Annotated in this window: 14 protein-coding genes; 12 read left to right on the top strand and 2 right to left on the bottom strand. The window is 58.6% G+C overall.

Annotation, left to right across the window (positions count from 1 at the left end):
* Positions 1-19: 19 nt before the first annotated feature.
* From D3261_RS09000 to D3261_RS08965, 8 genes are all read left to right on the top strand, one after another.
* Positions 20-1,057, top strand: a complete 1,038-nt coding sequence (locus tag D3261_RS09000) for a hypothetical protein (RefSeq protein ID WP_147464949.1) — start codon at positions 20-22, stop codon at positions 1,055-1,057.
* An 89-nt stretch (positions 1,058-1,146) separates the two neighbouring features.
* Complete coding sequence (locus D3261_RS08995) at positions 1,147-1,704, top strand: PH domain-containing protein (protein WP_120071579.1); 558 nt, start codon at positions 1,147-1,149, stop codon at positions 1,702-1,704.
* Positions 1,705-1,709: 5 nt separating this feature from the next.
* On the top strand, positions 1,710-2,276 hold the full coding sequence (locus D3261_RS08990; protein ID WP_120071577.1) for a metal-dependent hydrolase: 567 nt from the start codon (positions 1,710-1,712) through the stop codon (positions 2,274-2,276).
* Between the two features lie 242 nt (positions 2,277-2,518).
* Positions 2,519-3,553, top strand: a complete 1,035-nt coding sequence (locus D3261_RS08985) for a hypothetical protein (protein WP_120071575.1) — start codon at positions 2,519-2,521, stop codon at positions 3,551-3,553.
* A gap of 2 nt (positions 3,554-3,555) precedes the next feature.
* Positions 3,556-5,424, top strand: a complete 1,869-nt coding sequence (locus D3261_RS08980; RefSeq protein ID WP_147464948.1) for a hypothetical protein — start codon at positions 3,556-3,558, stop codon at positions 5,422-5,424.
* A gap of 244 nt (positions 5,425-5,668) precedes the next feature.
* Positions 5,669-5,905: a hypothetical protein gene (locus tag D3261_RS08975; protein ID WP_147464947.1), complete on the top strand. Its 237-nt coding sequence runs from the start codon at positions 5,669-5,671 to the stop codon at positions 5,903-5,905.
* A 117-nt stretch (positions 5,906-6,022) separates the two neighbouring features.
* Positions 6,023-7,027: a hypothetical protein gene (locus D3261_RS08970; protein ID WP_120071569.1), complete on the top strand. Its 1,005-nt coding sequence runs from the start codon at positions 6,023-6,025 to the stop codon at positions 7,025-7,027.
* Between the two features lie 207 nt (positions 7,028-7,234).
* Complete coding sequence (locus D3261_RS08965; RefSeq protein WP_120071567.1) at positions 7,235-8,125, top strand: hypothetical protein; 891 nt, start codon at positions 7,235-7,237, stop codon at positions 8,123-8,125.
* 402 nt (positions 8,126-8,527) lie between these two features.
* Here D3261_RS08965 and D3261_RS08960 read toward each other — a convergent pair whose 3' ends face one another.
* Positions 8,528-9,697, bottom strand: coding sequence for an ISH3 family transposase (locus D3261_RS08960; RefSeq protein WP_120071565.1), 1,170 nt, complete (start codon positions 9,695-9,697; stop codon positions 8,528-8,530).
* A gap of 222 nt (positions 9,698-9,919) precedes the next feature.
* Between D3261_RS08960 and D3261_RS20700 the strand changes: the two genes are divergently transcribed.
* The 4 genes from D3261_RS20700 to D3261_RS08940 all read left to right on the top strand — a co-directional run bounded on the left by D3261_RS20700 (position 9,920) and on the right by D3261_RS08940 (position 20,160).
* Entirely contained in the window at positions 9,920-10,156 is a 237-nt protein-coding gene (locus tag D3261_RS20700) for a hypothetical protein (RefSeq protein WP_147464946.1), read from the top strand.
* 114 nt (positions 10,157-10,270) lie between these two features.
* Positions 10,271-11,860, top strand: coding sequence for a hypothetical protein (locus D3261_RS08950; RefSeq protein WP_147464945.1), 1,590 nt, complete (start codon positions 10,271-10,273; stop codon positions 11,858-11,860).
* A gap of 195 nt (positions 11,861-12,055) precedes the next feature.
* Positions 12,056-15,658, top strand: a complete 3,603-nt coding sequence (locus D3261_RS20695) for a helix-hairpin-helix domain-containing protein (protein ID WP_158589370.1) — start codon at positions 12,056-12,058, stop codon at positions 15,656-15,658.
* A 2-nt stretch (positions 15,659-15,660) separates the two neighbouring features.
* Positions 15,661-20,160, top strand: a complete 4,500-nt coding sequence (locus D3261_RS08940) for a type IV secretion system DNA-binding domain-containing protein (protein ID WP_120071557.1) — start codon at positions 15,661-15,663, stop codon at positions 20,158-20,160.
* Here the strand turns inward: D3261_RS08940 and D3261_RS08935 are convergent.
* A complete protein-coding gene (locus D3261_RS08935) occupies positions 20,157-20,657 on the bottom strand; it encodes a hypothetical protein (RefSeq protein WP_147464944.1) in 501 nt (166 codons plus the stop codon). The two genes, D3261_RS08940 and D3261_RS08935, sit on opposite strands and share 4 nt — an antisense overlap.
* Positions 20,658-21,276: the final 619 nt, after the last annotated feature.

Genomic DNA, 21,276 nt, shown 5'->3' with positions numbered 1-21,276 from the left:
CATCTCACCTTCACCTTCCATGAAGCCCACAGTAGCCAGCGTGCTCGGAATCGCGTTCGTCGTCGCTCTCAGTGCCGGCGTTCTGAGCGCGGCGTTCGTCGCCCCAGGAGCAGCCAACACGACCAGCGCGACCGCGAGCACGAGCACGGTCGGAGAGGCGAACGTGACGATCGCCAACCAGACTACCAACGGGACCACGGTCATAGTTCGGTCGGCCACGCTCCCCGAGGGCGGATTCATCGCGATACACAACGACAGCTACCTTCCGCCGTCAAACGATTCGGTCGGGAGCACGATCGGCGTCTCGCGGTATCTCTCTGCGGGCTCTCATCAGCGAGTCGAGGTCGTGCTTGACGAGCCGATCGCCGAGAATCAGACGCTCGTCGCGACCGCCGCGCGCGACGGGAACAGCAACCAGTCGTTCGACTACCTGAGCTCACAGGGATTCATCGACACCGCCTACTCCCGAACAGCGGGCGGAGCCGTCGACGATCGGGCGTCGGTTCGAATCGTGAATGCGACGTCGCTCGCGAGAGAGGCGAAAATCGGTTTCCCGAACCAGTCGACCACTGGAGCAACCGTCACCGTGCAGTCGGTGACGCTGCCGGACGGCGGATTTGTGGGTATTCATGGAGAGAACTACCTCCCGCCGAACAACGAGACACAGGACAGTCTACGCGGCTTCTCCGGGTATCTCACGCCCGGCACTCATCGGAACGTTTCGATCGCGTTGAAGCAGAATGTGACTGAAAACACGATCCTGCTGGCTATTCCCTACCGGGATACGAACCGAAACCAGTCATTCGATTACCTCCGATCGAACGGTGAGAACGACACAGCGTACGCACCACGAGGAGCGACCGCGCTCGTCTCACGGGGGAGCGTGACGGTCGAGCAGACCCCGGAGACGAACGATTCGGGAGCAACCACCAGGAGCACCACAGAGAGCTCCGAGGAGAGTAGCAGCGCTGGTCTCACGTCGTTGTTCCAATCCCTCGAGATCGTGGTGATCATCGCGATGGTCCTCGTTACCTATCTCTATTTCCGTCTCACGTAGCGGAGAAAGGCGGCTTTCAACGCATCTCTGGGGTTCAGAAGGGGGGTGAGGGGATTAATAACAAGTAGGAGTACGTCGCTCATCGGAGTATGTCAGATTCGGCGGCGGCAGAGCGAGGAGAACAGTACGAGGAGCCAGATTGGTTGACGCTCACCGAAGACGAAGACCTGCTTTGGAAGGGACGACAGAGCCTTTGGACCTATGCATCGGGCTTTCTCACGAGTGTCATTGTAGTGGTCGCGGGGATCGCCCTCGCTATTCTCAATCCGTCACTCCCGTCGTTTCTCCCAGCAGGTGCGCTCATTATCGGGCTCGTCGTCGTTCTCATTGGTATCGCAATCGGGATTTTCATCTACCTACAGTATCGCTTCAATCTCTACGCGATTTCGAGCGAGCAGGTCTATTACCGTTCAGGGGTTCTCGCTCGGGACGTGACTCAGGTTCGGATGGAGCAGATCCAGAACACGGCCTGTAATCAGGGCATTCTTGAGCGAATCCTATCGTTCGGCGATGTCCGACTTGATACCGCCGGCAGTGCGCAGGTCGAGCTCCATCTGTGGGGAGTCAAGAGCCCTCAGACGGTCAATCAGATCGTCACTACCCGCCTCAACGAGATTAGTTCTCGCGGCGACATCTCTACAGTCTAATCTCGATGTATCGTCCCGGCCATACCGGCGTTTGGTTGTTGCTCTACGCTCCGATAGGGTTCTATTTGTTATCGACCGGCAACCCGCTATTCGCGCTTCTCGGGGCTGGAATCGTGTTCATCGTTGAGCCGATCCCCGACCGCGACCAGCGAATTCCATTCTTGAAGCACCGAGGGTTCAGTCACACGTTCGGGTTCGCACTACTCGTTGGGCTCATCATCGGGGCTTTCGGTTGGTTTCTCGGCGACAGAGCATTCGTTCTGGCCGGTCAGTGGCTCGCTTCTAGTGGATTCACGGGCCTGGGTCAGCAAGTGGTCGCAGCGCGAACGGCCATCAACGCAGCCCAATTGGGAACCTTCGGGTTCGCAATGGGTGTCTTCGCTATTCTCACCCATCTCATCGGCGATGTTCTCACACCAATGGGGATTCGCCCGTTCTGGCCCCTCTCAAACAGCTCATACAGTCTTTCAATTACTACCGCGAAAAACCCGGTCGCGAATAGCGCGCTCTTGATTCTCGGCGTGCTCGCGAGCGGTGGTGCATTCTGGCTGTGGACAACGGGGGGGGGGTGAGGCGGTTAACTTTAACTACCGATTCTCGGAACCATCTATTAACTCACTACGAAGCTATGAGACAGGAATGCACACAGGAAAGAACCTCTGTTGAGGCCGCTGACGTCGCAGGATGGGCGTCTATCCTGGGTCGCACTCTATTGGTTGCGGTTGCTGTTCTCCTTATCAGTTCGACCGCTATTGGAGGGATCGCTCCATCTCCCGTATCGAACGCTCCGAGCTCGGCGGAAGTTGGAGGCGGAGTGGTCAGTGCTCAGGACTCGTCGACGACCGAGAACAACAGCACAGGCAATGCCGAAATTCTCTTTCCAAATCAGACCACCAACGGAACGACCGTCATCGTACGGTCGGTGACGCTCCCGGAAGGTGGGTTCGTCGGCATTCATAGTGACGGCTACACCGCTGGGATCACCGACACGTCGCTCATGACCAGTTCGCAGTATCTCTCGGCGGGAACCCACCAGAACGTCTCAATCCCGATCGACGCGGGCGTGCCGGGTGGATACGCGAACGAATCCCAATTGAACGGTACGGAAACTCTCACTGCACGAGCATACACCGACTCTAACAGCAACCAGCGATTCGACTACCTGCTCTCTGAGAACGATACTGGATACGAGAACGAGAGCGGGGAAGTCACGGACACCTCGCAGGTTATCGTCCCAGGAACGCGGGGAAGTCCGGGATGGACGGTCCCCACTGCGTCGGTCGACTTTCGCGACCAGACTACAGGTGGGAAGTCGGTCACCATTCGCCGTGCGAGCCTTCCGAATGGCGGCTTTCTCGTGGTTCACGATTCGACCTATCTCGCCCCAGAAAACGATTCGTTCGGCAGCATCATCGGCGTTTCAGACTATATCCCCGCGAATCGGAACGCCTCACAGGTTGAGGTCGAGCTCTACAACGTGCCGGGGCGCTCGATGAATCAGAGTCGGCTTCGAACTAACACGACACTCGTCGCCGAGGCGAGTCTCGATACCAACGACAACCGAGAGTACGATTTCTACTCGTCGAACGGAACCAACGACACGGCCTACACGAAGGGGTCGGAGATAGTTACACAGCCTGCTAGTATCACGCTGAACCTCAATGAAAGCGCCTCACAGTCCCCCCCGACCACAGTCGCAACCGGACAGCCAGTAAATATCGGTCCGAATCCGAACACGGGAATTCTTGGACGCATCTCGGGACTGTTTGAAGGGCCACTGTTTACGGTATTCATCGGTGCCGCGTTCGTTCTCTTTGTAGTCGCATTTGTGCTTCAGGTGAGGAACTGACAATGGAGAGTCAGCATCGGGAAGGATCCGACTGGCTCCCCACGCCGCGCCCGAAGACGGCGCTCTCGCGACGAAGGTTCCTCAGAACAACCGTAGCGACCGCCGGCGCAGCAACGGCGCTCACCACCGCTGGCGGAAGCGGGATTGCGTCGGCAGCGGGAAGCGCCGGAGTCACAGGACCCGCCGAAGCGTGCAGCGTCAGCGAGAGCGGCGTTCCGCTGGCCGTCCAGCAGCTACAATCAGACGATCCGAATGCAGTCTATAACGGCGGGATGGTGTCGCCGGGGAATTTTGATACGCCCGGCCATCCACCCCGGTCGGCGTATCGGTCGCTGGCCGAAACCGAGCGCCGCTTTCGCGACGGCGTACAGCAACAGCAGGCCGTCCCGTCCATGTCGGATTTCGACCGGGTAGTTCACGCCGTCGACGACCTCGGAGCCGACCCGAGCGGGAGCCAGTCGGCTATCTCAGCAATCGAAAGCGGTGTCGAGGATGGAACCCTGATTGTGCTCCCGAAAGGCGCGACGTTCCTTCTCGACGGGAAACTCAGTATCAGCGGCAACAACGTGGGAATGGTCGGCGAGGGGATCGAGAACGCCGGCGGCCCACCGGGGGATGACGGCCCTCGATTCGTGAGCGCCCCGGATACGCAGGCGCGAGTCATCTGCTCGGCCGAGCAGGGATTCTATGGGTATTTCTTGATGGACCAGAGTGCGAGCCGCTCAGGGATTTCGATGCTTGCCGAGTCGGATAACGGCTTTTGCTACGTTCGTGACGTCCGCGTGATCGGCGCTCAGGACGATACAACCGCAACCGGGCAGGGCAACCACGAAAGCGACAATCACCCGGTGTGCGCTCCGATCGCCCACGGATCGAACTCCGCCGTTCGCGTTCAGCGGATGGTGATGGTTGGAACGGGCTATCCTGGCGACAAGAACAGCGGTGGTGTTCCTGGATTTTGGGTGGGGAAGGAAACCAGTGGCCTCGTCGAGCTCGTCCAATGCGTAGCCAACGGTGGGTCCGACAACGGAATCTACGGGAGTCGAACGAAGGGTGACCTCCACGTGATCGACGGGTCGTATATCAACAACACTGTCTCTCAGATACGGTTCGCGGGGAAAGGATCATGGGCGAAGGGATGCACGCTCGCGGTCGACAAGGAGCAATACACGGGCCCTGAACCGTCGAAGCTGTTCAACGAGTACGCGACCAATGGCGTCAAAACGGAGATGCCGGATTTCATTCACAAGCAGGGTGGTGGGTCGCTCGAAAACTGCGAGCTCATCGCGCGCAATGTCGAGAATATGGGCTCTCTCATCTTCGTGCGGGGTTTCTCCGGTGCGCTCACGGTGAAGAACTGTCGAGTAGTGAACGGCGTTGATGGGATGACCAGCTTGATCGCTAACGCTCCCGGCACGGGGTACGGAGTGAAGACCAAGCCACCCTACGCAGTTAGCGTCAGCAATTCTACATTTACCGGGATTCGGAACAGCAACCCAGCGGTCGAAATTCAGGGACGTCCGTCGTCGGTCATCGCGAACACCTGTTTCAAGATGGAAGGGGCGAGCGAGTCGGTCATCCAGGGAACCGTCTCGACGAAGAACGTCACCTACGGACCCAATTGTAAGAACACCGGGACCTCCGGCCCAGTCGGAAGTGCGGCGAGCGCTGCCCAAGGAGCGTACTCAGCGGCCGCTGGATTCGTCCAACAGCAGGTGCAGCAATTCTTCAACGGAGCCGCCGCGATCGCCACTGTTCCCTTCGTGGTCCTGATCATCGTCGGAATCATCGCGCTGGTATTCTCGAGTTCGCTCATCGCAGCGCTCGCGTTTGCTGGCGGAGCTATCAAGATGTTTAGCAAAAAACGGTGAATAAATCCGTCTCCGCGCTATTCTCCCGCGTTCTGTTCTGATAACTCCTTGACGTGTGTTGGTTAGTTTTATTGTGACACTGGAAATGGATAGCAGTATGCGAAATCCGCTACCGAAGTGCGCGAGAAAGGTTAATGGGTCCCAAATCGGGATCACGTTCGTCCTGATGACCTTGCTATACGTCTCCCCGGTTGCAGCACAGGAAGGGCTCTGTGCTCTCCCCGGTGGAGACAGTATGCTCCCGATGGCGGGCACTATCATACAGGGCGTCATCGTCGTCGTTGGCGTCTATGTGCTCGCGAAGGGCATCGGGGGCGTCACGGGTGCAGGCCGTGGCGGTGGGGGCCGAACGAACCTCCTGGTCGGGGTCCTCGTCGTGATGGCTGGGCTCCTCTTCCCCCAGATCATCCAGTGGATCGCCGAGCAGGCCGGTACGAGTCTCGCCGACGCTGGCCTCGGTTGTATGTGGGGCGGCGGGTAACTCACAACCGAACGAAGCGGACCAGCGCATCACCTTTTGATACCACCATCGCCCTCAGACGAGGGCTTCGCGGCTGATTCAGGCTGTAACATGACTATGAAACGTAGTAGACGCTCAGTGCTTCGTGCAGGAATCGGGCTACTCGCCGGAACCGCGCTCGCAGGCTGTTCCGGGGGTGATTCGAGCGACAACAGCAGTAACAATAGCACCGAGAGTGGTGGGTCAGCGCCACAGTCATCCGGTTCGTCGACGACACCGGGGACAGTTGGGACAGTCGGTACCACTGCTGTAGACTCACAAATCCTCGGGAGTGAAGCCGAATTCAGTTCCGACGGAGAGCTCACGATCGACCTTGAGGGCGAGAGAACGCCCGACCAAATTCGGCTTGTAAGTCCGAAAGGGCAGTTCGGGAGCTACCAGCCGAGCAACTACGAAAGCACGGCCACGTTCACCCTCATCAGGGAGTCGAGCAAGCAATTCGGGTACGAGAAATATCCCTACGGCACCTACCATGCGGTCGCGCTAAAGGGCAACCAGCCGATCGACAGACAGACCTATCGACTTGAACCACGATTCACGGTGTCGGAGATCGAGAGCTCGTCCTCACGGGTGAGCATCACCCTTCAGAACAGCGGGACGGGTCCCGCCGCGATCACGGCCGCTCGGATCTACAATTCGAACATTACACCCGGTCCTAATCAGTGGGGTGGCGGCTACGTCGACCAGGATTCGATCGTAACGCCCGGAGATAGCATCCGCGTCGAGACGCGGCTCATGGGGTTCGCCAACCAGTTCCCTATCAAGGGGAACAAATCGGCCTCTGATTACGATAAGAAATACTGTACCGGCCGAGTCTACCCTGTTACCGTCAGTTACCGGGAGTTCGGCCAGATTCGCTCTTCAACGGGGTCGCTATCGTTCGGTGGCAATCCCCAGGACGCGCCGAATGGATCGAGTGCGGTGTGCAGCGATTACACCCTTAATCTCAATGCTGGATCGAGTCAGTCGACGACCAGCGCCACCAGCAGCACAAGTAGTAGCGGGCTTCGAACGCTGACGAGCACCGCGAGCTCGACGAGTGAAAGCGGCCCCACCACGGCGGCCAACTCGACGTCGAACTGAGCGGTTCCCTCCCTTTCTGTTTCTGCGCTCTATCCCACTCGGTTGACCTCTGCGTAGTGCTGTGAGGTCGCACTATCTTACCAAACACCAGAACGGCCTTCGGGATTAGATGTTAGGTAAGATTTTCCAAGGGGCGGAGCGAGCCCTGCGTCCCGAGGGAGGGGTGAGGTGATTAGCTTTATTTCCTATGTCGTTCGGAGAAAGAACATGAACCGACGGAAATTCATCGCGAGCGTGGCAGCAACCAGCGCGATCGGCGCGTTCAGCGGATGTACCGGGGGCTCGGACTCCAACAACTCTAGCAGCGCTAACTCTAGCTCAGGAAACAGTAGCAATCAGGCGACCACCATGAGCGCGAAGGAGGCAATCAAATCGGTGTCATTCGAGGGCGGAAAGATGTTCGTCGAGGTCGGTGATACCATTCGTCGGGTGCGGCTCATCAACCCCAACGGCCAGAAACTCGCTTCATCGAAGGTGGGAAGCGGCGAAACTTCCGCGAAGCTGACGCTGGTTTCGTCGAACAACACCGGCGTCATGGGCTACCAACCGGGAACGTGGAAAGCCTACGCCGATACGAAGACGAACGGGAGCTACAGCGAATACGCATGGAGGAACCTCAATCTCCAACCGTCGTTCAAAGCGATTTCATTCGGTAAAGTGGGTGCAGACGGACCAGCGGGACGGGACCAGCAGTTGACCTTCAAGAACGTCGGCACCGCACCAGGAGCTATCGACGCGGCACGCCTCTACGCACGCAGCTACCAGCCCGGCTCGAACACTTGGGCGTACCCGGAGGAACCAATAGCAGCACCCGGCGAAACCGTGACTGTAAACACTGGCCTCCAGGGATTTAGCGACCAGTATTCGCTCGATCAGGACCAGAATGTGACCGCCGTCTCGAATGAATATTGCACCGGGGAGGCACGCCCGGTCTATGTCGAATACAAGATGATGTCGGACGAGCCCACTCGCGAGAAGCGAAAGGTCGTATTCAGTGGAAAAGTCAAAGAGGCGAGTGCACCGGGACAGGCAACGTGCTCGAAACTCAGCTTCCAGAACAGTTCGGGTTCATCTACCTCTACCAATAATCAGGGTTGATTTTTAGAGGCCCTTTCTATTGCAGAGCACACCGAATGTACCCACTTCTGCAAGCCCAAACCTGCCCAATTGCACCAGGGGTAAATTTGAATGTCGCGACTAGCCTCCTCCAAATGAGCGTTCTTGGTTTGCCGCTGCTTCTCGCATTATTCCAGTTCGTCAACGATCATGAATACCCAAGTCCAGAAGAGCAAATCAGTCTGCGAACTCTAGTTTCAGTACCTCACAAAGCTCGTCGGTTAGCTGCTTCTGAGATGTGAGTTCTGTGGAGAAATCGGTGCCGAGCAACTGCTGAGAAGGACGGTTCAACACCGAGAGCATCGGACCTGTCGCAGTCGGCGGCGGAACGCCGCCGACGCGACGGTGTGGCCACTCGCCGAGTAGGCGGTCCCGGTCGGTGGATTATCGCTCGAAGCGGTCGTCCGGCGGCTTGTTAGCGGGGACGGCGCGACGCACGGCGAGCGCCGTCTCTGCCGCTCTCCGTATCATTCCGAGGAACTCGTCGAATCGCCACGACCAGAGGCGTCGCGCGCCTCGGCGCGGCGACGCCACGTACTCCCAGTGGAGATACCGCCACGCATTCTGGAGAAGGAAGCTGATCAACACGTACAGAAACCGCACCGCCGGATTCTGTGTCGTGGTATTCGCAATGCTTCGTTCGGATAGCCGGTAAGTCGATTCGATACCGAACCGACGGCTGTAGTGCTTCCGGGCCTGACGTGGCGTTTCGATGAACGGCGCGTCGACGGCGTAGCCGTGACGCGCCACCCCTTCCTCGTCGTACTTCCCGTGTTGGTACGTACAGTCGATGTAGACCGGGAAATCGACGGTCCACGAGTGACCGTCGATTTCCCCTCGGAGGTCGTGGTCGATCACGCGGCTCCAGCCTGTGCTCAGTTCGTCCTGAATCGCCTCGCCCCACTTCACGATCGGCATGACGAAAGCGTAGTTGTGGGCAGCGAGTAGCGTCAAACAGTACGTATCGTAGAACTCGCGATCGAGGTAGACGGCCTTGACTTCGAGGTCAAGGCCGTCGAGCACGCCGAGCAGTTCCGCGAGGATCGAGCTGGCGGTGTCGCCGTCGGTGAGACAGCGCACCGCCAGCGTGTAGCGTTTGTTGCGGACGCGGGCGTAGAGCGTGGCATAGCCGTGGAACGTCGTCGTTCCAGCTTTGGCGAGTGATCCGTAGAGTTCTTTCTCAGAGTCGTATTCCTCGCCGTAGTACGGACGGAGGTGGAGGTCGGCGACGACCTCCACCGGCCGATCCGGAAGCAGTTCGAGGATATCTTGCTGGATGAGTGTCTTGCCGACTCGTTCGAGCTCTTCGAGCTCGAACTTCGTCCGGAGGTGGTGGAGAATCGTATTACCGTGGGGTGAGTCCTCTGAAATCTTGCAGAGGTGACTGACCGAGTCCTCGTCGGCTGTCGCGCCGACGAGGACGTCCCAGATGTCCTCGGAGTCGATATCGGCGTTCTCGCCGAGATCGATATCGATCTCCTCGTCGAGAGTGTTGACGAGAAAGTTAAGCACCTGCTCTTCGGTGAGTTCGTTGGCTGCTTGGTCCGGTCGCATCAACCGACCAAGCAGCCCGTTCACCTAACCCGCTTTGTGAGGTACTGAGTTTATGGGACCGTAATGTTAGTCAGCGCATTCATGCTGTGGGGTTTCTATTACGCGGCATTTTGTGTAATTCGGTCACAATTGGGTTCGAACTCGCTGACAACACTCCTTGCTATGTTCATGTTGGTTTTACTTGCTATTATTTCCATAATTCTGCTGGTTCAATTAGAGCAAATGGTTGGCAAGAACCTCCGATACTCCCTAGCAGCATATATCATGGCGCTTGTCTCAGCTGTCTTTGGGGTATATCAGGGGAGCGTCATCCACATACTCCTAGCAATAGCTGTGGCGTTTCTTGGCAGGATCAAGCAATCCTACGGGTTAGAAAGAGCTTTTGAGTTTGTTTTTAATGTGTTGGAAAAGCGTCTCTCTAATGCTAAAGACGAAGACTCAGAATCACCTAAGGAGTAATAGCGGGACGAGTAGTTCGTGAGATCCACCGGCAGTAGCCGACCCTGAAACCGGGTAAATTGGGGGGGTGAGGCGGTTAACTTTACAAAGGTTCCTGGTGCCCTTTTACTCAGAATGCGCCGTCTTACCGCCATACTCATCATTTCAATAGTATTGGTCGCGTCGGTGGGACCGGTCTTTGCGCAGAGCAATAATAGCTCTGTGACCGGGAATAGTTCGGGAGTTACAACCAACGGTACCACCAGTGGAGTCGGTGGCGTCACTGGGAACGCTACTTCATCCAACGTGACAGGTGGGAATACCACCGGAAACGCCATGAATGGCTCTGTCGGCACTGGAATGGGAGCTGGAACCGGGGGTGCTGCCGGGGCAGGTGGATCGGGCTCGTCAGGCGAGAGTTCCTATGGGTCTGGCTACCTCTCAGATACGCTCAATAACAACACCTCATCCGGTCAGAACGGGTCGATCTCGTTCGGAGGCAACAACAGCAGCGCCGGCAACGGCACGAACAATTCGAGCGCGAGCGGCCTCAATAGTGACGCTGACGGGGTGAAAGGAATCGCGATCAACGCCGCTCTCGACGTCGTTGCTCGGTTCCTGAAATTCATCGCGAATTCGATCACGACCGCGATGGACTTTCTCATTCAGCACATGGTCGGCGTGCTGACGTGGACGCCTCACCCGCCGCGCGGGGATATGTATATGGCCGCTGCAAATCAGGGGTCGGACTCGCTCTGGGGCGGCCTACACAACCAGTACCGCCAACTCTGGCAGCCATTCGCTCTCCTAGCCGCTGCGTTTCTCACGTTCATGTACCTCATCCTCGGCCCGCACGCGCTCGACAAGCTCCCGAGCAACGTTGCGAATCAAGGGCTGTATAGCGTTGCTATCGCCTGGGCTGCTGCCTCAGATGTATCCTGGGTGATGATGGGATTAATCTTGGATATGGCGAATCTCATACGCCAAGGGCTCTTGAGCGGTATTCAGCTTGAATCGGGGACAGTCGGAGCAATCTCGATCGCCTTAGTGGCGATGATTATGATATTCTTAGTCGGATTCTGGATCGCACTCGGATCTATCCTCCTGTATGGGTTCAGAATGGTGGCGATCATCGCGCTGACACCCATGATGCCCGCGATCTTCGCGGCGAGAGCCATCCCGATACAGGGGGTGTCAGATATAGCGGATAGTCTCTGGCGACTCTGGCTTTACCTCGCCATCCTCCCCATCCCGGTCGGTGGCGTCCTCGCGGTCGGGTTCGGCACGAACATCCACGATATGCTGACGAACGCGGACGTCGTGGGGACAGTCGGTGCGGGACTGTTCGGGGTGATCATCCAGACCGGGACGCTCCTGGCTGCACTCATCCTCCCGTATATCCTCTATCAGCGTTCGTCGACGAGTGCGTTGGCTGTTGGCCTGAGTGGGACAGCGGCTCTCGACAAGGTTCAGGACCATTTCAGCGCTCAAGAGGACCGGGTGAAACAGACCCGTCAGGATGGTCGACAGACCTCCTCAAACGTCCCCTCGCGGGTGCAGAATGTCGCGATCAAGGCGAACAAAGTTGGTCTCCTCAATCGGGGCGGAGCGCGTGCCGACGGTGGGACCAGGACCGGCGGCGGTGGCAGCGGCGGTGGAAGCGCCACGTCGCAAAAGAATGTCTACGTCGAGGGCTCTCGCCGTCGGCGGAAATTGGAGCGATAACATGATCCAGAGCACACAGCATTTCGACGTCGTTCGCGGGATCGAGCAGTTGACCGGCGACAGTGCGGCCAGCGACTCCAACGGAGACACCCAATGAGCTCAGACCAAGCGGAGAACACGGTACTCGAAACGATCATCCCCCAGGACAAGACCGGCGGCATCAATCGGCTGTTCCTCGGGTTGTCTACTAGCGAGGTGCTACTCATCCTCTTGCCGTCGTTCCTGTTCCTCTACGTCACCAGCACGTTGATGGGAATGGGACTAACCAAGTGGACCGGCGGCGGAACGGTCGCGATCGGTGGTGCTCTCTATGGTGTGATCTACATCACGCCCTGGTACAATACGCCGATCGAGCTCATGTCGCGGTGGGTGTCGTACATCCGATCGCGGACCAGAATGCCGCTCGTCGAGGATGAAGCCGCAGAGGTGCCCGGTATCGTCGACGTCTACCCGGACTATCAGGCGATCGAACTCGACACGGGCGAGCTCGCCGCAGCGATTCGAATCCCACTCGTAAACACATCGCAGTTGGACCACGACGGCTATCTCTCGCTCATCCAGCAGTACGCGACCGCGATCAACTCCACCATCGGTCGGGACGCCGGGACCGGATTCAGCGTCAAAATCCATATCTCTCAGACTATCCCCGAAGCCGGTCAACAGGTCGAAGGTCTGCGAGAAGCGGCTCGGAACGGCGTGCCGGTCGAGAAGGGTGGGCTTCCGTCCGACGCCCGGAAATACGCGGAAGCGCAGGCAGAACAGACGATCGACCTCTTAGATGAAAACGAGGTGATGGAGCGCGAAGTTCATATCATCACTTCGGTCAAGCCGAGTGAGGCAAATGGGTCCGACACGCTGCTCGATCGGCTCTCGGCACGAACGTCGATGCTCCGGCCGAGCGGCGAGACGTACGACGCTCAGGCGGCGCTGCTGGATAACCGAATGACCACGGTCGAGAACTCCGTTCAGGGGTTCTCGAATCCGCAGCGGCTCGACGCCTCTCAGCTCGTCCAGCTTCAACGGAAGTATTGGCTCGACGCTGACGACGGATTCAATTTCGAGGAAATGAGCAGCGACGGGCCGATCGGGAACCCGGACGTCGAGATCGACGCCGAACCCCACGACGAGCGAAGCGAGCCGGACCCCGAACAGGAACCGGAAGCCGAGACAGAGACGAGCGCTGTTGAGGATGTTCGCGAGCAGCTTCCGCTCATCGGGTCGAACGAAGATGGGCCCAACCCATCTACCGGCCCCAGCGAGGCAGAGAAGCCCCCCGAGAACGACGACGAAGACGACGAGGAGGGCATCAGAAAGTGGGTTTCGACTGTTGCGACCTCCCTTCGAGGACACGTTTCGGAGGCAAGTCGCGACGAGCTCGTTTACTCGCCAGCCACGATCGAGGAGCACATTAAACACGCTGAGGTCGACGACCAATACACGACGACCGTGTGGGTCACTGGATGGCCCAAGCATCCCGACCCTGGGCTTTTGGAGGACATACTCTCGATTCCGGGGATTCGATACGATATATCGCTTTCACTCGGCGCGACCGACTATCATAGCAAACTCGACTCGCTCGCGAGCACTCGGGAACGAATCACCAACTCCGCGATCAAGAAAGAGGAGAGCGGGAAGGGTGACGTCGAGGACGCGACGGCGCTCGCTGCTGATATTCAGGTCCTCCGTGAGCAGATGCAGGAGTACGACGCCGAGTGCTGGGAAGTCGGTATGACCATCACCGTGCGGGCGGACTCAGAGGGGGCGCTCAACGACGCACGGCGGCGGATCACCAGCCGATGCTCGGCGATGAATATCTCGACGACGGTCGCGAGCAATCGGCAGCTCGCCGGGCTCCAGACCACGAGCCCGACCCCCAGCAACGCGCTTCGGGAGGAGACGCGCGTCGATACCACCTTTGACATGACCTCCGATGGGGTTGCGTGTCTGTTCCCCTACAGCGGCTACTACCCGGTCGAACCGACCGGGACCATCTACGGGCTCGCAAAGACCGGCGTTCGAGAGACGGGCGACCCGCTGGGGATTCTTCAAGCCGACCGACTCCACCGGACCGCACCTCATCGCTTTTGGGTGGGTCGCAGCGGGTCGGGCAAATCGTTCGACGTGAAGAATCACATCATTGAGGAGATGGTTCGCAACCCGACGGAGAACACCGTTATCGTGGATATTGCGCGTGGCTTCGATGGCCCGGTCGAGGCGTTCAATGGGTCGAAAATCAAGGTCGGTGACACCACCATCAACCCCTTCGAAATTCGCCCACCGGAGCGCTCGCAGGGGACTCAGGAATCGCTCGACGATAAGGTGCGTCTCGTCACCGATATGTTCCAGATCTACATGAGCCACAACGCTCCCGAGGAGCAGGCTCAGGCCATTCGTTCGACGATTTCGACGACCGTCAGGCAGACCTACAAGAACGCTGGCCCAGAGGATGATGACGTTGGGATCACGAACGACCCCGAAACGCACAGCAAGAAGTCCCCGACGATGGAGAACTATTTCGACACGCTGGCGGAAATGTCTGAGAATCCGAGTGAATACACCTACAAGAACACACAGAGCGAGATCAACGCGCTCGAAGATGATATTGGCGTGCTGCTGAATCGGCTGAAAGAATTCCAGCCGAACGGCACGTACAGCTACTTCAACGGCGAATCTGACGAGGATATGTATGATGATGTAGTCTACTTTGATATGTCTGATTTCGATAACGATCAGACAGCGGCGAAGGGGATGATCATGGCGCTCATCACCTCTCACGCCTACGAGTTGGCGAAGCAGACGCGGGGTCACGTGAATCTCGTCGTCGACGAGGCGCACGACCTCTTTCGGGATGCTGCTCAGGCCGACCAGATCGAGAGCATGGTCCGGGCGGGCCGGAACATCGGACTCATGTTCGATTTCATTTCGCAGGCAGGCGAGGACTTTGACGCCGGCGCTGCGAAGGTGATTGCGAAGCAGTGTTCGACGGCAATATGGCGTGACCTCGGCGAGATCGACGTCGATACGCCTCTTGAATTCGGGCTTACCCAGGAACAGGCAGCGCTGGTTTCGGGCGAGCTCGCGACGGGTGACAATGAGGGGATGGAATACTCCGAGGCACTCGTCGATATTGAGGGCGACCGTTACCTGATCGAGCGCCGTGTGAGCGATTACGCGGCGACGATCGCCGACTACCGTGAGACACAGCACGGTGACTGGGAGGCCTACCTGGAAGGCAAATCGCTAGAGGAGCAAGAAGCGGAGAAAGCACGGGAAGAACGGTTGGAAGCGGCCGCCGAAGCAAGAGAGGAGGTTACAGAACCCGAGCCGGCTGAGGAGGAAGACGAGTCGGATGGGAGTATAGATTATCCCAATGTCCTCGGGTCGGGTATCGCAGCGGACGACGACACCGATACCGACGCTGGCAGCGAGACGGACGAGAGCCCATCAGAGAGCGACCTTGAGCCCGCCATCACAAAGGTCGGTGAGAGCGACGAGGACGGCGCTGGCGTGGATGTGACCGAGGTCGACGGTGTGGGTGAGTCGAAAGCCGATGCGCTCCGAGAGGCCGGTTTCGAGACAGTCAGCGACGTTCGTGAGGCCGACCTCGACGACCTTGAAGAAGCGGAAGGGGTCGGTCAGGCTTCTGCCGAACGGCTTAGAGAGAACGCTCACGAGGCCGACGTCGAGAGCGACGAGGATGACCAAACAGAGGAGCCGCCGATCCCGGATGGTAGCGGGGGGATGGTCGACGAATCGGACAGCGGTGGTGAGGAAACTAACGATACAACGGAGGACTAACAATGGGAATCATTCGTAAGGCGTGGTGGTCGAACAAGATGAGTTTCGCGCGAGCTGCAACGCTGTCCGAGAAGGACGCTCAGGCGCTTCATGAGACGGCCGAAGCGTTCGACTCGCCCATCTACACCCTACAGCCGTACCACGGCGAGAACGGCGTCGAGGAGGCTGTGGACCTACTCGGTGGGCTCTATCACTATCAGACTAAGCTGGGCCTCATCAACAACAGCGAAAGCCACGTTTTCGAGATGTGGTTTGACGGCGAACGCACGAAGTTCTGCTATATTCCCGAGAACATCACGACGGGTGAGAGCTTCCGCGAGCAGATGAGCGAGGACTATCCGAACTCCAACGTCCGGCAATCGACCGAGAAATACCCGACCAACAACGGCGAGGAGAAACCAGATATGTTCGAGCCGGGTCGGGCGATCGCCGGCGCTCGCTTCGATTTGATGAAGAACCCAATTTTCCCGATCAAGAACCTGGACAACGGCGGGTTTGGGACACGGAGCCGAGGCCCGACTCGCGACCCATACAAGGACCTGATCGGCCCGTTCACCCGCGAGGAGGACTGTCGGTGCATCTACCAACTCGTATTCTACCCCAAGCAACGCGGCCGTTTCAGACAGATACGGGCGACTCACACCGCCAAGAACCTTCGCGGTCAGCACGCTTTCCTGCTGGATACGCGGGATGCGACGAAAGACGAGAAGGAGGCAGCGAACACCATTGAGGAGCAGAAAAGCCGGGATATATTCGCGGTCGAGATGCGAGTGCTCGTCTCCGCACCGACCAAACAGATGGCGAACGACCGTCTCAGCGACCTCACGAACCAGATCGGAAACCGCTACCGAACGAACCAAAACCAGCGGCTCTACGCCGAGCCCGCGTCGAGTTATGTTCCGGGCATGAACGGGCGGACGGCGAAACAGTTCGGGTCGACAGTGCTCGGTCGAGAGGCCGAAAAGCGGACCAATATTGAATGCACCCCGGAGGAGTTAGCTGGCCTTGCTCACCTCCCCAGCGATGACGTCCAAAATCAGCACGTCGATTGGACCTCGACGAAAGCCGGCGATCCCGTGCCGATGGGGACGCCGCGATTCGACTGGTCGGGTCACGACCTCGATCGGATGGAGCTCACACCCCACCAGGAGCAGGAAGCGCTCATGCTCAAAAGCGGGCCCGGTGATCCCTACTGGTTGGGTCAGGGTGCTCGGAAGAACACCGAGGCGGGAGTGCTCCCTGACGTACTGAAACGGCATATGTTCGTGGGCGGCGCGACCGGGTTCGGGAAGACCACCCTGCTAAAGAACTTCTTTACCCAGGCGATTCGCCGAGGCACCGGAGCACTGTTCTACGACCCCAAAGCGGACGATGCTCGTGACTTTGTGTCGATGGTTCCCGAGGACCGTCGCGACGACCTGATCTACATTGAGGTCGGTGGCGATCGAGAGCAGACGGTCGGGTTCAATTTCCTCGAGATCCCCGGCGATCCCGATCCCGAGTCAGCACGAATGGCGGAAGCAGTCGAGTCGATGGCCGACGACATTGAGGCACTGGTCGCTCAGGCCGGTGGCAGCGACGAGTATTGGGGACCACGAATGAGCCGAGTGGTTAGAAATATGGCCCGAGGGATGGCGAAATCCGGTCGCAATCTCACGCTGCTGGATATGTACTACGCCCTGATCGACGAGCAGGGTCGCCAGGAGTACGCCCAGCACCTCAGCGACGAACGGATCGAGTGGATCGTCGATTACGCCGCTCGCCAGCTCGCCGACATGGACGACAGCGATATTGAGCCATTGATTGGTCGGTTGCAGCAGTGGGTCGAGTCCGACCTCATGCGCTCGATCGTCTCTCATCCCGAGTCGACATTCAGCGTCGAGCAGGCCGTCGCCGAGGGGAAAATTATCATCGTGCGAGATATGACCTCTACGGGTGGGACGGCCGGCCAGCTCATCGCGACGGCACTCATCCGGCGAATCTGGTCGGCAGTGCAGAACCTCGACGACCCGCCGATGTTCTACGCGATCCTCGACGAGTTCGATAAGGTCGTAAGCGGCCAGTCATCGCTCGCCGAGATTCTATCGCTTGCCCGGTCGGCCAACCTATCGATCGTCCCGGCGTGCCAGGACCTTTCGAACCAGTTGGCGGGCGAGGAGGAGATCAAGAACGCGATCCTCGGCCAGTGCCAGACGTTCGTGAATTTCAATCCACAGCGGCAGGGTGAGGCGAAGGAGATGGTGACCCGCCACAGCGAGGAGGTGAGCGCTGCCGACCTCACGAACCTCCCCAACTTCCAGTTCTACTTCCGCACCGAGAATGAGCGCAAAGAGCTCACGTACTCCTACAAGGTCAATTCCTTCCCACCGATCGAGGAGATCGTCGAGGAGGAAGCCGCGACCGAGGAGGAGGTCGACGCCATGATCGAGAACTCGCTCGAACGCTACGCGACTCAGCGTATGACCTCCGAGCAGATTCGTGAGAGCTCGGAGTTCCGCGCGGGTGGCAGTCCCGAGGAGATGGCTGAAGCTGCGGACGCCGGCAAGGACGAAGATACGCAACGCCGGGATGAAATGTTTGCAGCGGTCGATCGCGCACAGATCCGCAGCGAGAAGGTCGGCGAGTTTGTCCACCACGAGCGCGTTCGCGAGGCGTGGGAGACGATCGCCAGCGAAGACCTCGGCTACCTCAGTCAGACGGCGAATCTGATAGAGGAGTCCGACGACGCTTACCTCGAAAAGCAACGGCGGAATGGCGAGGTTCACGCCCGTCTCACGCCCGCAGGCCGCGAAGTTGCCGGACTGGTGCAGGATACGGGTTCGTCGGGCTCTGGCGGCGGCCTAGACCACCGCTGGGTGCTCTCACAGTCGAAGCTCGCCTACGAGCGCATGGGCTACACCGTGACGCTCCCCACGCAGGGCGAGGGCGACGGCGAGCTTCCCGACGGTGTAGGGTTGATGCCGGTCGATCCGACCTCTGCTGACAACCTCTCGGAGATGCACGACCTCGAAAGCAAGCTGAAAACCGATTTCAACGAGGTCTATGAGTATAGCGGCGGGCGGGATATTTCGATCGAGGCGGAGACGTCGACGATCACGAAGCCGATGCAGACGATGACCAACCTTCGGAAAGCGATGGACGTCGGGATGAAATGCGTGTTCACGACGAAGGACGGGTCTTACAACGAAGCCGAGATCGAGGACCCCGAGAACGTGCCCGACCATTCGAGCGTGTTCGAGTATTGGGCTCGCCGCGGCGAGCGGATCATGTACGACGACGACCTGGAGGACCTGATATTCGCTCGCGAGCGCAACGACGACGGCGAGCTCTGGTACTACAACCAGTCGAACGACTTCATGATCGACGAGCGCCGCGAGTTCGTCGCGCTTCGTCCCGCCCGGAAGGGTTCGGAAACCGTGTGGCGCGACGACGGCGACGAGATCGTGCTCGCCGACGACTCGGGAGAGATTTACGCCCGCTTCGGCGGGGCGAAGGATCTCGCCGATCCGCCGGTCGAGGCGTTCCCCGCCTACTATGAGTACGACACCGACGGCGAGGGTCAGTACCACGTCCAGGCGGGCGGTGAACAGCAGGTATTCCGCACGAAGGACGAGATGAAAGCGGAGTGGACGCCCGTCGTCGAGCCGTTCATCCCTGATATAGAGTTCACCGATGAGAACGGCGAGCCGAACACGCCCACGGCGGAGGACTTCGAGTTCGTCATTTTCCCCGATGGGAACAACGAGCAGTACGACGAGCCGATGGTCTACAAGCACGGCGAGGTCGTCGGGCCGCTGCTGCCCGAGGACATGAGAATGCCGTCGTCGGTGGTGTCGCGCGACCCCGACGAGGTGGAGGCCAGTGAGGCCGACGAAGCCAGCGAAGCCAGTGAGCCAAGCGAAGGGACTCCGGCCAGTGAGAGCACCGAGGCGAGCGAGAGTCCCGAGGAGGCTACGGATAGCACAGGTGACACAGACAGTGAGAGTAGCCCGGACAGCGTGAGTGCTGAAAGCACCGAAAACAGCACGGGTAGCGAAGACGCTGAAGCAACTGAAAGCAGTCAACCAACCACAGACAATATGGGTAGTGAAAGTAGCGAAGATAGTTTAGGTAGTAACGAGCCATCGGCAGACGAGACGGGAACCGAAGCCACGGCCACCGATGGGAGTGGCGGCGACGTCGACGAGCAGGGTCGCGACGATCCCGAGGCAACCGAGGCCAGCGAAGACACCACGCCCACCGAGGAGAGCGAAGATACTCAGGCCGATTCAGGTAGCGAAGGGGCCACGATTAGTGAGCCAGCCACGACCGACGAGAGTAGCGAAGATAGCACTCAAGATGAGGTGAGTGAGGATACTACGCAGGGTGAAGATACCACGGGTAATGAGGACGCCAATGACGCCCGTGATACAGACGAGGAGAGCACCGACGAGGGAGGGAAAACCTTCGACCTCTACCCGTCGGATGAAGACGCGGATACCGAGAGCGGAACCGGCGACTAATCCCCCGTCGCGACGTCGCCACTACTCTGCTCGTTGACCCATTGTGCGAGCTCATTGTAGCGCTGTTTGAGGTCCTGAATCTCGTCCTCTTGAGCCTCGATTGTCTCTGTCTGGTTAGTGATAGTTTCTGATTGAGACTCGACAGTTGACTCCAATTTGTTGACCGACGCCCGAAGCTGATCAAGCTCCGCCGAGATCGAGAGGTCATCCGAATCCCCGGCGTCGAGAAGCTGGTCGGCCAGCCCCTCTCCTCGGCTTGTAAGCACTACCTTCTTGGGCGGTATCTTCCCCGGTTTGGCATCGGGTTGTTCTGTCTCCACGAAGCCTTGAGGTTCTAACTTATTGTCTATCCGGTAGTTTATTTTGGTGCCCTTCCCGACACCAGTCAGTTCCCTCAAATCAGAAGTGGTGGCTTCCCCCTCCCCGGAGCGAAGTTCCTTCAATATGGATTCTGTCAGCCAGTCAAATTCTGTGACTGAGCTACCAGTCTTGGACATAGAGCACATATCGAATAAGAGTACCATAAAAATTGTCCCATCGAATAAGTCTGGATAATCACGACAGGATAATTGTGTCCCGTTCAATTTGTCTATTCAATGAAAGGGATTATACAGCCCAAACAGCGGCGCGACACAACAACTCGGAATACACCCGAGTAGAGATCAGCCGATACCGGATGGGAATACCCAGGGGCGACCCAGCGGAAAGCATACTAAGAAAGCTGAGAAGTATGGACAGCCAGCGACCTCTGCGAGACAGAAATACCAGGCGATGCTGAGAGCATAGAGCGAGTGAGCCACCTCTGGTGAGTAAACTACCCAGGGTGGGTGTGAGTGAGTATAGCGACTCCGAATAGCATAGCGAGTGCAGAAATCAGGAGGGCTAAAGTGCCAGAACTACCAGAAATATGAGATGGGAATAGAGTGTGATGAGAGAGGGAGGTCCACCACTGAGGCAGCGATAGCAGAGAGCGATAGCTGCCCCAGCTGACTGAGCGTCAGAGCGAGTGGATGGATGAGTGTGTGGACAGCGGTCACCGAAGAACAGCACAGCACCAGGGACAGGCAGGCCAGCAGAAACAGGTGCCACGAGAGAGGGCAGGCAGGTGAGCGATAC

It is taken from the genome of Halococcus sp. IIIV-5B, assembly GCF_003602035.1.
GTDB lineage: Archaea > Halobacteriota > Halobacteria > Halobacteriales > Halococcaceae > Halococcus > Halococcus salsus.
The sequence above is the reverse complement of the archived record's forward strand: the minus strand, read 5'-3'. Positions and strand labels throughout refer to the sequence as shown.

Coding starts and splice junctions, on each gene's coding strand:
- D3261_RS09000 (WP_147464949.1), top strand. CDS start 20: ATGAAGCCCACAGTAGCCAGCGTGCTCGGAATCGCGTTCGTCGTCGCT.
- D3261_RS08995 (WP_120071579.1), top strand. CDS start 1,147: ATGTCAGATTCGGCGGCGGCAGAGCGAGGAGAACAGTACGAGGAGCCA.
- D3261_RS08990 (WP_120071577.1), top strand. CDS start 1,710: ATGTATCGTCCCGGCCATACCGGCGTTTGGTTGTTGCTCTACGCTCCG.
- D3261_RS08980 (WP_147464948.1), top strand. CDS start 3,556: ATGGAGAGTCAGCATCGGGAAGGATCCGACTGGCTCCCCACGCCGCGC.
- D3261_RS08975 (WP_147464947.1), top strand. CDS start 5,669: ATGGCGGGCACTATCATACAGGGCGTCATCGTCGTCGTTGGCGTCTAT.
- D3261_RS08965 (WP_120071567.1), top strand. CDS start 7,235: ATGAACCGACGGAAATTCATCGCGAGCGTGGCAGCAACCAGCGCGATC.
- D3261_RS08960 (WP_120071565.1), bottom strand. CDS start 9,697: ATGCGACCGGACCAAGCAGCCAACGAACTCACCGAAGAGCAGGTGCTT.
- D3261_RS20700 (WP_147464946.1), top strand. CDS start 9,920: ATGGTTGGCAAGAACCTCCGATACTCCCTAGCAGCATATATCATGGCG.
- D3261_RS08950 (WP_147464945.1), top strand. CDS start 10,271: ATGCGCCGTCTTACCGCCATACTCATCATTTCAATAGTATTGGTCGCG.
- D3261_RS08940 (WP_120071557.1), top strand. CDS start 15,661: ATGGGAATCATTCGTAAGGCGTGGTGGTCGAACAAGATGAGTTTCGCG.
- D3261_RS08935 (WP_147464944.1), bottom strand. CDS start 20,657: ATGTCCAAGACTGGTAGCTCAGTCACAGAATTTGACTGGCTGACAGAA.